The following is a 14,676-nucleotide window of genomic DNA, read 5'->3' on the forward strand; positions in this document are numbered from 1 at the left end:
AACCCCCTCAATTACTTTCGCTCATTAAAAAATTTCTTTGAACCAGGAAAAAAAGCGGGACAGCAAACCGCCAAATAGGGGGTCTGCAGTTGGTGCCGCTTGCAAGAAAGCTACGTTACGGGACCCATAAGTTAAAATCCCCAGAGCTGTTGCATATGCGGGGGAATTTACAATATCCGCCATTCCACCTACATTGCAGGGCATACCTACCCGCACCGGCATATTCATTTCACTGCCGGCTAACTGCACCAGCCCGTCCATCAATGCGCTCCCGCCCGTAAGCACCACCCCGCCGGGTAATACCCCTTTATAGCCGCAACGTTTAAGCTCTGACTTGACCAAGCTGAAAATCTCCTGCATCCTGGGCTCAATAATGGAGGCCAGAAGTTTACGGGATACCCGGCGCACTTCATTGCCACCCACGTTGGGAACCTCGATATAATCATCGTCCGGCATCAAGGCCTGCAAAACACAACCGTACTTCTTTTTGATCTTTTCCGCCTCCATAATAGGTGTACGCAATCCTACAGCTAAATCGCTGGTAACATGATCGCCGCCGATGGGAATTACGGATGCAAACCAAAGGCTTCCTTGTTCGTACAGAGCCAGTTCGGTGGTTCCTCCTCCTATATCCACCAAAAGCGCTCCCAACTCTTTTTCAGCCGGTACTAAAGCTGCCTCGGCAGAAGCCAGAGCATTAAAAACCAAAGCTTCTACTTGTATTCCTGCCCTGGTTACACTTTTAATCGTATTTTGAATGGAAGTACCAGCCCCGGTAACTATGTTGGTCTCTACTTCCAGCCGGGAGCCTGACATTCCCACCGGATCTACAATTCCATCATAACCATCAACTATGTATTGCCTTGGCAAAACATGGATTATTTTGCGGTCAGCAGGCAACGCTATCACTTTGGCAGCCTGTAAAACCCGTGTAGCATCCTCAGCGGAGATTTCGCGATCGTGGCTGGCCACCGCCACTACCCCACGGTTGTTTAACGAGGCAATATGGGGTCCTGTTATACCTACAAAAGCGGAGTCAATATTCACCCCACTCATTTGTTCAGCCTTTTCCACAGCTTTTTCTACGGATTTGGCAGTATTTTCAATGTCCACAATAGTTCCTTTGCGCAAACCCACAGAGGCACATTCCCCGACGCCGATGACATTAACTTGGCCTTCTTCTCCTATTTCTCCTACCACTGCTACAACTTTGCTGGTACCAATATCCAAGCCAACTATTACATTTTTTTTGGGCAACTTTTGCACCCCCAGCCCAATGCCGTATTTTCTTGGTACAGACCTGCCCAGACCAAGCGACTTAAAGATACTTGGCTTGCGCCATTGTGAAACTAGAAGAGCAACCCCGCACTGAGACTCATACCCTTTGGGTAGAAGCCAAAGCCGCGACGAAAGCCCTAGTTGCACTTATACATTGATTCAATGAACTTAGTACTTTCTGAATGTATAAGGGAAGCCGGCTTGCTTGCTATTTGCTTTTGCAAACTGCAGCAAAGCATATTGTAAAAAAAATTCAACATATTATCTTATTTCCCTTTTTTTTGTAATTACATTTTTGCTATTTTTTAAGTAAAAACCGGCGGATAATGGCTAGATTCTGAAATAGCCTGACTCCAAAAGCGAACACAGCTGCCATATATAACTCTACGCCCAACTGATCACCTATATAAGCCAAAAGTCCCGCTAAAAGGGTATTGCTAAAAAAGCCGGACAAAAAAATTCCGCTGTCGAATTTATTTTCCATGCCGGACCTTAACCCGCCAAAGACCGAGTCTAAGGCAGCCAAAGCGGCCACCGACATGTATTTAGCATAAGCTACAGGTATTTGGTAAGGAAATAATAAGCCTATTAAAACCCCTATTAAAAGCCCTAGAAGAGGAAGCCACATAATATCACCCTATTTCCAAGTTTATTTACTGTATTTGACAACCGGTGTTGCCACAGTGCTTAAATCTATGTACTCCACCGCTTTTCCTGCCAGTTTGCCGTCCTGCATAATTTGCTCCAAAAGCTTAAGCTTCTGCTCTACCTCAGAACCGCTGCCAAAACGCACCTCAATGCCTTCCGGAGTATAAACTAAAAACTGTTGGTGATCTTTTATCTCTATTTCCATCAGGATTTTCCGTTTCTCCTCGGGAACCTTGCTCAAAAACTCCAGAGCTTGAGCCAGCTTTGGGTCGACTATGACCTGACCGGGCCCTACATTGGGGGGGATTTTAACCCCTGTTACTATAGGGAGAGCTACGTCAGAGATTGTAGAAACTTTTTTTAAGTAGATGCCCGTCTCATCCAACTCCAGAAACCCCTGCTCGCTGGGAATAAGCAAGAGCGGTTTACGTTCAACCATCGTAAGAATTATCGTATCAGGAAATTCCCTGGAAATTTTCACATCCTTTACCAGAGGATGTAGGAGCAGATTCTGCTTGATTCTGTTTTCATCGATTTTAAATATATTTGCCCCTAAGGGTACATTGGCTAACTGTTTAATCTCGACTGATGTTAAAAATGCGTTGTTTCTAACGTCTACTCTGGTTACATTAAAAAAGCTGGATTGAAAAAAGAAATATACGGCTAAAACAATCAGTAAAAATAAAAAGAGAGCCCGCAGCAAACCCCTTTGGGCTTTTCCAATTGTCCTTGTACGCCGCACAACAGGCAACAACTTCACCTCCAGTTAGAATTTAGCCGGAGTATATTTAGGTTAGCCTACTAATATACGTATTTGATTATATCAAAACTAAGAAGCCTATCCAAGAGAAGATCTGTGAAATCATGGGGGTGCGGTGAAAAAGAACAAAAAAGCAGCTTTAGCTGCCGTTCCGCGAATTGTTCACCCGCATTATTCTTGCCCCCAGGGCGTTGTATTTGCTTTCCAATCTTTCATAGCCCCGGTCAATATACTCTACGTTTTCAATAACAGTAGCATCCTCCGCGGCCAAGCCTGCCAAAACGAGGGCAGCCCCAGCCCGTAAATCCGTAGCTTCCACAAAGGCGCCGCTTAAAGTTGGTACACCTTTGATAATTGCTACCTTACCTTCCAATTTAATTGAAGCTCCCATCCGCCTTAATTCATCAATGTGCTTAAAGCGGTTTTCAAATATGCTCTCAGCCACCACGCTGGTACCGTCAGCAATAGTGAGCAAGGCCATTAATTGTGGCTGCATATCTGTTGGAAAGCCGGGATAAGGCATCGTTTTAAAATCGACTGCTTTTACCCGCCCGGGAGCAACCACCCTTACACTCTCATTATAGCGGGTTATTTTTACCTCCGCCTCCTTTAATTTAGCGATTACCGGCTCCAGGTGGTCAGGAATGATGTCGGTAACGAGCACATCTCCTCCGGTAATAGCTGCTGCAACCAGATGGGTACCTGCCTCAATCCTGTCAGGAATAATTGTATGCTCTACTGACCCCAGTTTCTTGACACCTTCGATTTTAATTGTATCCAGGCCTGCTCCTTTAACTCGAGCTCCCAGGCCATTCAAATAGTTTTGCAGATCAACTATTTCAGGTTCCTTGGCTGCGTTTCTGATAATTGTAGTGCCTTCAGCCAGGGTTGCAGCCATCATCAGATTTTCTGTAGCCCCCACGCTGGGAAAATCCAAATGAATTTCCGCTCCATGGAGATTGGTAGCTTCAGCTTCTATAAAGCCGTACCTTTCAGTGATTTTGGTTCCCAAGGCTGCCAGTCCCTTCATATGCAGGTCCATAGGCCTGGAACCAATATTACACCCTCCCGGGAATGCTACCTTGATTTTGCGGAAGCGGCTTAAAAGGGAGCCAATAACCAGGTTGGAGGCTCGCAATTGCCGCATTAAATTCTCTCCTATTTCCCGCGGCTCTACCCCATCGCTATCAATATACATCACATTCCCCGTGATTGAAACTTTGGCTCCCAGGTATTCCATCACTTTTTGCATTACCAGGACATCTTTAATAATAGGGATGTTAAAAAGGGTGCTTTTGCCCGCGGTCAAAAGGCTGGCAGCCATAATGGGCAGAATAGCGTTTTTAGCCCCGCTCACGCTGATCTCCCCTGTTAATCTGGCACCACCCATTACAATAAATTTGTCCAAGTCTTTCACCCCCCGCTGTCTACTCTTCCTCCCCCAGCAGCTTGATTTCGGTTTGTAATTCAATGCCAAAAGCCAGGTAAACCATTTCCCGCACCTGTTCAATGAGCTCTAGCACATCGCGGGCGCTGGCATTGCCCACATTGACAATAAAATTGGCATGTTTCTCCGAAACTTGCGCACCACCTTTCCGCAGCCCTTTTGCCCCTGCTTTTTCAATCAAATAACCTGCAGCAGAGCCAGGGGGATTGATAAAAACACTGCCGGCGTTAGGCAGGTGCAAAGGCTGGCTTTTTTTACGGCTTAGCATATTTTCCTGCATTATTTTTTCTATGTATTCCCGTTTCCCGGGTTGCAATTTCAGCTCCGCTTCTAAAACAACCGCAGGTCTGCCTTTTAAAGCGCTGCGCCTGTAGCCAAACTCCAACTCCTCTTGTTGTAATTTTATTGTGTTTCCGGCATAATCACATACTTCTACGCTTTGAACCAGTTCCCCGATACTGCTCCCATAAGCTCCTGCGTTCATCACAATTGCACCGCCAATAGTCCCCGGTATGCCCGCCAGCATCTCCAAGCCGCTAAGACCGGACTTAGCAGCCAGGTGAGCCAAGAATGGCAGCAAGACTCCGGCCTCTGCCTTTAAGACACAGCCCTCCTGACTGATGCCCTTTAACCCTCCGGCGAGCTTAAGGACCATACCTCTGACCCCTCGGTCCAGCACCAGCAGGTTAGAACCGTTACCAATCACATACACGGGAATACCCTCAGCAGCTGCTAGCTGCATAGTTAAAAGCACATCGTCTTTACAAAACGGTATCACCAGCAGGTCTGCCGGCCCGCCGATTCTCCAGGTAGTATGGTATTGTAACGGCTCGTTTAGTCTACATTGACCTTTTAGTTTCTGTTTTAAAAACTCCGCTATCCTCTCCCAATCCATCCTGTTTCCTCCAAATCAGGAACCGCATTCGCCTGAAAGCTTTGCTAAAAGTTCCGGGCCCACAGTCCAAATATTGCCCGCCCCTATAGTCAGCACTAAATCTCCCGGTGTACACTCTCTCGCCAAATACTGCACAATTTCTTCTTTGGCAGCCATATATTGCACTGCTGTTCCATTTTTTTTGATTTCCTCTGCGATGAGTTCCGCTGTTATACCGGGTATGGGCTGTTCACTGGCGGCATAGATACTGTTGACAATGACTTGGTCAGCATCCCGGAATGATTTGCCGAACTCCTTATAAAGCTGCCTGGTGCGGGAATACCTGTGGGGCTGAAAAACAGCCCAGAGACGTTTGGGCTTAAGCTGTTTGGCAGCGCTAAGGGTGGCCCGGATCTCAGTGGGATGGTGTGCATAATCATCGATGATCCGGATACCGTTGAAATTGCCTACAGTTTGAAATCTACGGCCTGCCCCCCGGAAATTTTTCAAAGCCTCAGCCATGACTTGAAAATTTAAGCCCAACTGATGAGCTACGGCAATAGCTGCCAGGGCATTACTTATATTATGTTGACCCGGTACAGTGAGTTCCAAAGTTCCTAAAAATTGTTCCCTAAAATAAATTTGAGCCTGAGAAACAGCGCCTTCCAAAATTAAATCCACCGCTTTGTAATCAGGCGACCCTGTTAAGCCATAAGTAAAAACATTTTTCCTGTGTCGTGACATTCTGTCCAGTTCGGGGTCATCAGCGCACAGCACACAGAAACTATCTTCCGGTACCAGATTGATAAACTTTTCAAATGCTTTGATAATATTTTCCACAGAACCGTAATGGTCCAAATGATCATCTTCAATATTCGTCACCACAGCTACGTGGGGATGCAGCTTCAAAAAGGAACCGTCACTTTCATCTGCTTCCGCAATTAAATACTTACCCCGGCCATATTTGGCATTTCCACCGATATCCTGCAATTCTCCACCAACTACAATGGTAGGGTCCAAACCCCCCCGGGACAAAACACAGGCTAACATGGAGGTGGTAGTCGTTTTTCCATGGGCACCGGCTACAGCAATTGCCTTCTTCCTTTCCGTCAGCTGCGCTAATAGTTCGCCTCTGTGAATTATAGGAATATGTAATTCCTGAGCCCGAAGTATTTCAGGGTTATTCGGGGAAATGGCAGTAGATCTAACTACCAGCTTAACATCGGGACCAATGTTTTCTTTACTATGTCCGGCGTAAATTTTCGCTCCTAAAGCCTGTAATTTGTCTGTGGTACTGGTAAGCTGCACATCAGAACCCGATACAGGCTGGCCCAATTCCAGCAAAATTTTGGCCAAACCACTCATACCCGAGCCGCCGATGCCTATAAAGTGTGTCCTTTCTTTCTGCTCTTCCAAGTTGCTCCTCTCCTTCCGTTTTCGGCGCCATCCAGCATCATAATCCTAAACGTCACACACCAATTTTCATCATTTTTGCTGTTGACGGTAGCATCTTAGGTCTACCCAATCTGTTCCCAGCCGGGGCAAAATTCATATCTTTATGTTATGCAATCCCGCTTCGCTGTGTTACCTGGCTTGTCCCAAAGTAAAAAAACAAAAAGGCAAAGGCCTAAATTCCTGCCAAAGCCGTCACACATTCTACTATGTGCTGCAACGCCCCGGGTCGGCCCATTTTTCGGCTTGCCTCAGCCATAGCCAGTCTCTCCGCAGGGTTGGTCAGCACTAATTCCATTACTTCCAGTAACCTTTGGCTGGTAAAGTCATTTTCTAAAATTACTTTCGCTGCTCCATTTTTTTCCAAGGCACGGGCATTATATTCCTGATGATTTTCTGCTGCATAAGGATAAGGAACCAAAATAGCAGGCAATCCTTTGGCCATCACTTCTGCCAGGAAACTGGCTCCTGCCCTGCTGATCACCAAATCGGCGGCAGCTAACGCATTTTCCATCTCGTAAAGGTACGGTTTAATGGTAATATTTCCAGTAATACCCAAATCTATTCCTTGCTCTTTTACCATTTGGCATACTTCCCCATACCCGTTTTTTCCCGTCAAATGCAACAGGTTTAAATCAGAACGACTTTGCACAAAAGGGTACATCCCTACTACCGCACGGTTAATGCTTTGAGCTCCCTGGCTTCCACCTACAACCAGTACATTAAATTTTCCAGGGTCAAGATTTAAAAGCCGGGCACCCTCTTCCCTGGATACCTGCAGTATTTCGGGACGGATGGGCAGTCCGGTATGTACCAGTTCCGCCTTGGTCCGAAAGTATTTAGCGCTTTCAGGGAAAGTAATACAGATTTTATCCACAAACCTGGCCAAAAGTTTATTTGTAATGCCGGGGTAAGCATTTTGCTCATGAATCAAGGTAGGTATGCCTAACAAAGCAGCAGTAATCACCACCGGTCCGCAAACATATCCCCCCGTACCTACCACAACATGGGGTTTAAAACGGCGTATGATCTGCCAAGCTTGTGCGGACCCTTTAATACTCTTTAAGCCGGCTCTTAAAGCCGGCCATGAAATCTTTCTGGTGAGACCCTCGGCAGTTATGGCTTGAAAAGGAAGCCCTGCTTTGGGCACAATGTCAGCCTCCAGCCCCCGGGCGGTGCCAATATAAAAAAATTCACTCCCGGGGTATTTTCCCTTAATGCCTTTAGCAACCGCCAGAGCCGGATAAATATGCCCTCCGGTACCTCCCCCGGTTAGCAAAACTCTCATTTTACCTCTTGTCATATAGCTTATCCCATTCCCCTTACTTACTAGCGCTATAGCGCGAAATGTTTAAAAGCAAGCCAACCGCCGCCATGGTAAAAATCAAGGAGCTGCCGCCGTAACTAATGAAAGGCAGCGTGATTCCCGTTACCGGCAGCGACCCGGTAACTACCCCGATATTGATAATTGCCTGCAGAGCAATCATTGTTGTAATCCCGGCGGCCAGCAGACTGCTAAAGCTGTCAGGCGAAGTAATCGCCACCTTAAACCCCCTCCAAACGAACAACAGGAAAAGCAGCAATATTAAAGCGCCGCCGATGAAACCCAGCTCTTCACCGATAATAGCAAAAATAAAGTCGGTATGCTTCTCCGGCAGATAAAACAATTTTTGCCTGCTGGCTCCCAAACCCACGCCAAATAAGCCGCCTGACCCCAGAGCCAGCAAGGATTGTATTGTCTGAAAACCAGAATCTGTAGGATCGGCCCAGGGGTTCAAAAATGCAGTAAATCTTTCCATGCGGTATGGAGCCAAGTAAATTGCTAATGCTACTAAAACCATACCCACCACAGCCAGCAACGAAAGGTGGCTAAACTTAGCGCCGGCCGCCATAAGCAAAAAATAGGTAGTTCCCGCAATAGCTACCGCCGTGCCCAGGTCCGGCTGGGCCAGAATCAAGCCGCACACTATGCCCAGCAAGACTAAAACCGGCAGCACGCCTTGACTAAAGGATTTAATCTTCTCCTGCTTAGTACTTAAAAGCCGGCTTAAAAACATGACCATGCCCAGTTTAATCGTTTCCGAAGGCTGGAATGACAAAGAGCCTACTCCTAACCAGCGGGAGGAGCCTTTGCGTGCATCGCCGACTAATAATACTAAGACAAGCAAAATCACGCAACTTACAAAAATCGGGTTAACAATTTTCTTTAGGCGCAAATAATCCACTTTCATTGCTGTAAACATGGCCACAGTTCCCAAAGCAGCCCAGACGATTTGCCTCTTCAGGTAGAAGTAAGGGTCGCCCAAAACCTGATCCGAAGTAACTGCGCTGGCGCTGAAAACCATTATAATACCAATGGAAATCAATAACATAACGCTCAAAATAATGGCAAAATCCGGTGCTCCTTTTTTCGCGCGCACTTTTTACCCTCACTTCCTTCCCATGCATCGAATGTGAATGTAGCTGTCAGCCCTCAGCTGTCAGCTATCAGCCATTAGTTATTTCATGTTAGCTGTTTGTTGTTAGCTGACGTACCAGCTCTTTAAACGTCTCTCCCCGGTGTTCGTAATTTTTAAACATATCATAGCTGGCGCAGGCCGGCGAGAGGAGCACGATTTCCCCCGGCTCCGCCAATTCACTGGCTTTATGCACAGCTTCGGGAAATGTTTGGACTCGGTGAATGGATTTAAAACCCACTTTTTCTACCGCCCCAATTATATCCTCAGCCGTCTGACCCAATACCACCAAATGTTTAACACGTTCTTTGATCTTGCGGGCAAATGCGCTGAAATCGCTGCCTTTGGTGCTTCCTCCGGCTATTAAGACCAGAGGCTGCGAAAAAGCCTCCAGCGCCTTAATGGATGCATCGGGGTTGGTCCCCTTGGAATCATTGATATACGTTACCCCTTTAATCTCTGCTACCTTTTCCAAGCGATGGGCTACTCCCGGGAAAGTGCAGAGTGTATTTCTTAAGTTTTCCGCAGTTAACCCCATAGCCCTGCCGGCAGCTACTGCTGCCAAAGCATTCTCCAAATTGTGGGCGCCGGGAATTTTCAATTCATCCTCCCTGCAAATTTCTAAGATTTGCCCTCCTGTTTTAACCAGAATTTTGCCTTTCTGGGAAACAATACCTTGTTCTAAATTATGCTCCCGGCTGAAGAATATTACTCTCCCGGGGCAAATTGAGCCCATCTCCCGCAAAATTGGGTCGTCATAGTTTAAAACTGTGTAGTCCTCTTTCGTCTGCCGGCTGAAAATTCTCGACTTAACTTGGGCATAATTAGCCATGCTTCCGTGACGGTCCAGGTGATCGGGAGTGATATTGGTAATAACCGCCACTTTGGGATGAAATCCTTCCACCCATTCCAACTGAAAGCTGGATACCTCTACTACCAAGACATGCTCTTCGGTGGTATATTGTACTTCCTGGATGAGCGGCAAGCCAATATTACCCCCTACAACCACTTTTTTTCCCGCATCTTTAAACATTTGGCCAATTAAAGCGGTAGTTGTGGTTTTGCCGTTAGTTCCGGTGATAGCTACAATTGAACCTTTGCTTAGCCTTGCTGCCAGTTCAATTTCGCCCCAAACCGGAATATTATGGGCTACTGCTTCGCGAAGCGGCTGAGCGGTCATAGGTACACCGGGACTCGTCACTACTAAATCAAATTTCTCCTTGCTAATGGGTGGATACCCTCCGGGGCAGATATTAATGGCCCAACCTTGAAGCTGTGCTATTGCCTCGGACAATTCTAGGGAGCTCTTTTGATCCGCTATTGTTACCTCTGCACCCATGGCCGCCAGTACTCTGGCAGCCGCCACCCCGCTCCTGGCCATTCCAATAATTAGAATCTTTTTGTCTTCGAAATTCATGCTGTTCCCTTCTAACTTTAAAATTAAGTCCTAAATCGCCCTTTTATTTTATATAGTAACTATTTAAACTTATTCGTCATAATCCGCTGTTTTATGTCTATCTCGAAAATAGCTATAACGTTTATGTCCTGTCGCTCCCGCTGTCTGAATCAAGAGCACCAACTGCTCGGTGCCGGACTTCCAGCGGCACGCGGTGACGCGACGTCCTGTCGCTCCACTGCTCATCTCAGTCCATGCTGCTCGTCCGCTTTCAGTCCTTGCCCTCGCAGGTTGCTCTAAGGATTCAGACAAAGGTCACTTCCACGGACATAAACGTTTACCTAGTTTTCATTGTACTGCTGGTGCTGCGAAAGCGGCATTGGCGTCTACCCTGAAAATGTAACCCTTGTATCAGCTGCTCCGGGATGATTTCGCGCCTATTGCATCCATAAAACAATCCCCAGGGCCGCCAAAATCAGGCCGGCAAGCCAAAAAACACCTACCACCTTTGTTTCCCTCCAGCCCAATAGTTCAAAATGATGGTGCAGAGGGCTCATGCGAAAAACCCTTTTGCCTGTAAGTTTAAAAGATATTACCTGAATAATTACTGAAAGAGTTTCAATGGCGTAGACACCGCCGATTACAGGCAAAAGCAATTCCGTTCTGGTTAAAACAGCGAGGGTTCCCAAGGCACCGCCCAGTGCCAGGGAGCCTGTATCTCCCATAAATACTTTTGCAGGATATTTGTTGAACACTAAAAACCCCAGGCAGCTGCCTGCCACCGCCAAAGCAAAAATAACCAGATTTGCTTGGTCTTGTGCATAAGCAATTACCGCAAAGGCCGCGGCGCTGCAGACCGTAATGCCGGCGGCAAGTCCATCCAAACCATCCGTAAGGTTCACCGCATTAGTGGAAGCTACCAAAACAAGCAAAACAAATAGCGGGTAAAAAGCGCCAAGGTTCCAGGAAAAAATTCCAGGCAGTTCTACCACTGTTCCCCTTTCCAGGAACCAAACTGCCAAAATGCCTAAAGTCAGGCTTAGAAAGACCTGACCCAATAATTTATACCGGGCCTTCAGGCCCAAAGAACGCCGTAAAACAACTTTAATATAATCATCAGCAAAACCCAAAAGGCCAAACCCCACAAAGACCAGTAAGGCCAAATACGTTTCTGCATTAGCTTCAGCAAACAGCAATGTGCTAAGCAGTACAGCTATGATAAACATCAGTCCCCCCATAGTTGGGGTTCCGGTTTTTTGCAAATGGCGCTCGGGCCCTTCACTGCGCACGGTCTGCCCAAATTTCAAGTATCGCAGTAAAGGTATAAACAAGGGGCCCGTGATAATGCAGATTATTAAAGCCGTAAGAAAAGCCAAGCTACTGTTATTCATCATTTACCTCCGGTATCAGCAACAAATTCAACTATTTCCTCCATCTTAACGGCCCGCGAGCCCTTGACTAAGACCAGATCCCCAGGCTCGAGCAGTTCGAATAAATGCCGCTTGGCTTCATCATTATTACTGTAAGTAAATACACGGTCAGCAGACATACCGGCAGCTAAAGCGCCCTCGGCAATATACCTTGCCAAATCGCCAACAGCCAAAAGGTAATCAACGCCAAGATCCGCCACATATTCGCCCACCTCTCTGTGCCCTTCCACTTCTATATTTCCCAATTCCCGCATATTCCCAAGCACAGCTATTGCCCTGTGTTTTTTTTGGGTAGCTAATATGTTCAGGGAGGCTTTAGTAGAACCGGGGTTAGCGTTATACGCGTCATTGATAATTGTACTTCCCTTGATTCCAGGTACCGTCGCCAGCCGCATGGCGCTTAATTTGACATTGGCGAGCCCGGCAGCTATTTCCTGCAATGTCAAACCAAGCTCCAAACCAACCCCCGCGGCCGCCAAAGCATTTAGTACGTTGTGCTCTCCGGGTAAAGGTAAATGAACTTCAACCTGCCCTGCATCAGCTGTGAGTATAAAGCTTATTCCCTGCTCCATATTTTTTAATGCGCTGGCCCGGATTTGGACATGGGAGTCAAAGCCATAAAACAGCACTTTCCCGCGGCATAAAGCACTTAATCTGCGGGACCAACCGTCCTCAGCGTTTAACAGGCAAAAACCGCTCACGGGAACATGCTCCAAAAGCTCTCCCTTAGCCCTGGCAATATTCTCCACAGAGCCAAGGAGCTCGTAATGGGTAACACCAATATTGGTGATAATGCCGGCTGTAGGCCTGGCTATCCTACAAAGGGCATCGATTTCTTTTAAACCGCGCATGCCCATTTCCAACACAGCAGCCTCATGTCCCGGCTGAAGCTGTAAAAGTGTCAGCGGCAACCCGATCTCATTGTTAAAATTTCCCTGGGTCTTCAAAACATTAAACCGCTCCGCCAGTACGGCCCCCACCATATCTTTCGTAGTAGTCTTGCCGTTAGAGCCGGTCACCCCGATTACGGGTATCCTAAACCGTTCCCGGTGGTTTTGGGCCAAACGCTGCAGCGCTTTAAGAGTATCATCCACCAGAATTAAACTATACTTTGATTGTTCAAATTTACGGGCCAACTCGGGTCTGGATACTACTACAGCTACCGCTCCTTTTTCCCAAGCTTTTTCAATATAATCGTGTCCGTCAAAATTTTCGCCTTTTAAGGCAAAAAACAAAGAACCTGGATTCAGCGTCCTGGTATCGGTAGATACTTCTCCCACTTCTGTGTTTTGGCCATTGCCACATAGTTTGCCTGACATTACCCTGGCAATGGTTGCCAAATCTCCTATCATGCTACTCACCTTACTTTGTTAAGATTTCCCGGGCAACAGCCACGTCATCGAAAGGCAAAACATTGTCGCCAATGATTTGGTAGCTTTCATGCCCTTTTCCTGCAATCACAATCACGTCTCCAGGCCGGGCAAGACTTATGGCAGCTGCAATAGCTTCTCTACGGTCTACAACTACCTGGTATTTCCCCTGGGCCCTAATTACACCCGGTTCTATGTCAGCAATAATTGCCCTGGGCTCTTCACTTCTGGGGTTATCGGAGGTGATAATGCAGTAATCGCTAAGTTCTCCCGCTTTTTCCCCCATGATCGGCCTTTTTGAGCGGTCTCTGTCCCCACCGCAGCCAAAAACCGTAATCACCCGCCCGGCAGTAACTTGCCTGGCAGTTTTCAGTACATTTTCCAGGCTGTCCGGGGTATGGGCATAATCAACAACTACTGCAAAGTCCTGTCCACAATTCACCAACTGAAAACGACCCGGCACGCCTTCCATTTCCTCCAAAGCCTCTTGTACAAGTTGGGGCTCCAACCCTTCTTCCAAACCTACAGCACAGGCGGCTAAGGAATTGTAAACGCTGAATTTTCCTGCCAGCTGCAAATTCAGCCTGAACGAACCATGAGGATAATCAAGGGTATAAGCTGTACCGTCCATTCTGATTTCGATGTCCCTTGCCCTGTACATTGCTCCTGCGGTAAGCCCATAGGAGACAACGGAAACTTGAGTTTGTCCGGCCAGGTAGGCTGAATTGGGATCATCCAGATTTAGAACCGCATATTTAGAGCGTTCTTTGCTACCGGGACCAAGACTTCTAAACAATTTCGCTTTCGCTTCCAGGTAGGAGTGCATATCGGGATGAAAATCCAAGTGGTCCTGGGTTAAATTAGTAAAAACCGCTACATCGAATTCTGTTCCCGCCACCCTATTTAATTCTAAGGCATGGGAGGAAACCTCCATCACAGCATGGCTTACTCCTTCATGGGCCATCAGGCTAAACAGCTCCTGAAGATCGGAAGCCTCGGGAGTAGTATGGTGGCTTGGAATTGCCCTGTCATCAATCAAATTGGCTATGGTACCCACCAGGCCTACCTTTGCTCCTTTTTTTCTAAATATGGCTCTCGTTAAATAAGTAAAGGAGGTTTTCCCGTTAGTTCCGGTCACCCCAATCAAATTTAACTTGCCCGCAGGATAATCATAGAAAGCACAAGCCAGGGTGGCCAAAGCCAGGCGAGTATCCGGAACCACAATCAAAGTAACCCCCACAGGGACTTCCACGTCTCTTTCCGCCACTATTACGCTTGCCCCACGCATGAGCGCATCTCTGATAAAGTTATGCCCATCAGTCCTAAAACCTGTAATACAAACAAAAATTCCTTCCGGTTTTACCTGCCTGGAATCGTAAAAAATACCGCTGACTAGACGCTCAGTATTACCTTTAACTACCGCTCCGGACAATTTCTGAACCAGTTCCTGCAGTTTCCGCAAATCAATCCCCCCTGTTCATGCATATAATATGAAGGTCGCTACAAGCCAACTGCTGTTAGCCGCAAGCAAGAAGATGCCTAATTTGGCAGTTATTTATATTATT

General features: G+C 47.0%; 12 protein-coding genes. All 12 read right to left on the minus strand.

Annotation, left to right across the window (positions count from 1 at the left end; all coding sequences use genetic code 11):
* Positions 1-24 precede the first annotated feature (24 nt).
* Positions 25-1,266, minus strand: a complete 1,242-nt coding sequence (ftsA, locus tag EYS13_RS06480; protein ID WP_423055304.1) for a cell division protein FtsA — start codon at positions 1,264-1,266, stop codon at positions 25-27.
* Positions 1,267-1,576: 310 nt separating this feature from the next.
* Positions 1,577-1,906 (minus strand): small basic family protein, encoded by a 330-nt coding sequence (locus EYS13_RS06485; RefSeq protein ID WP_227767094.1) that lies wholly within the window; start codon positions 1,904-1,906, stop codon positions 1,577-1,579.
* Between the two features lie 21 nt (positions 1,907-1,927).
* Positions 1,928-2,668 carry a cell division protein FtsQ/DivIB gene (locus EYS13_RS06490; protein WP_227767822.1) on the minus strand — a complete coding sequence of 247 codons (741 nt, stop codon included), beginning with the start codon at positions 2,666-2,668 and terminating at the stop codon, positions 1,928-1,930.
* Between the two features lie 157 nt (positions 2,669-2,825).
* Entirely contained in the window at positions 2,826-4,094 is a 1,269-nt protein-coding gene (gene murA, locus EYS13_RS06495) for a UDP-N-acetylglucosamine 1-carboxyvinyltransferase (RefSeq protein ID WP_227767096.1), read from the minus strand.
* 19 nt (positions 4,095-4,113) lie between these two features.
* Positions 4,114-5,028 (minus strand): UDP-N-acetylmuramate dehydrogenase, encoded by a 915-nt coding sequence (gene murB / locus EYS13_RS06500; protein WP_227767098.1) that lies wholly within the window; start codon positions 5,026-5,028, stop codon positions 4,114-4,116.
* Between the two features lie 15 nt (positions 5,029-5,043).
* Entirely contained in the window at positions 5,044-6,423 is a 1,380-nt protein-coding gene (murC, locus tag EYS13_RS06505; protein WP_227767100.1) for a UDP-N-acetylmuramate--L-alanine ligase, read from the minus strand.
* A gap of 211 nt (positions 6,424-6,634) precedes the next feature.
* The gene (murG, locus tag EYS13_RS06510; protein ID WP_265332425.1) at positions 6,635-7,747 is read right to left on the minus strand and encodes an undecaprenyldiphospho-muramoylpentapeptide beta-N-acetylglucosaminyltransferase; all 1,113 of its coding nucleotides are present in this window, start codon (positions 7,745-7,747) and stop codon (positions 6,635-6,637) included.
* Between the two features lie 34 nt (positions 7,748-7,781).
* Positions 7,782-8,879, minus strand: coding sequence for a stage V sporulation protein E (gene spoVE, locus EYS13_RS06515; RefSeq protein WP_227767103.1), 1,098 nt, complete (start codon positions 8,877-8,879; stop codon positions 7,782-7,784).
* A gap of 88 nt (positions 8,880-8,967) precedes the next feature.
* A complete protein-coding gene (murD, locus tag EYS13_RS06520) occupies positions 8,968-10,332 on the minus strand; it encodes a UDP-N-acetylmuramoyl-L-alanine--D-glutamate ligase (RefSeq protein WP_227767105.1) in 1,365 nt (454 codons plus the stop codon).
* Positions 10,333-10,748: 416 nt separating this feature from the next.
* A complete protein-coding gene (gene mraY / locus EYS13_RS06525; RefSeq protein ID WP_277998262.1) occupies positions 10,749-11,702 on the minus strand; it encodes a phospho-N-acetylmuramoyl-pentapeptide-transferase in 954 nt (317 codons plus the stop codon).
* Positions 11,702-13,093 (minus strand): UDP-N-acetylmuramoyl-tripeptide--D-alanyl-D-alanine ligase, encoded by a 1,392-nt coding sequence (locus EYS13_RS06530; RefSeq protein ID WP_227767110.1) that lies wholly within the window; start codon positions 13,091-13,093, stop codon positions 11,702-11,704. Before EYS13_RS06530 ends, mraY begins: the two co-directional genes overlap by 1 nt.
* Before the next feature lie 10 nt (positions 13,094-13,103).
* The gene (locus EYS13_RS06535; RefSeq protein WP_227767112.1) at positions 13,104-14,573 is read right to left on the minus strand and encodes a UDP-N-acetylmuramoyl-L-alanyl-D-glutamate--2,6-diaminopimelate ligase; all 1,470 of its coding nucleotides are present in this window, start codon (positions 14,571-14,573) and stop codon (positions 13,104-13,106) included.
* Positions 14,574-14,676: the final 103 nt, after the last annotated feature.

This window comes from Zhaonella formicivorans (assembly GCF_004353525.1).
Classification (GTDB): Bacteria; Bacillota; DUOV01; order DUOV01; family Zhaonellaceae; genus Zhaonella; species Zhaonella formicivorans.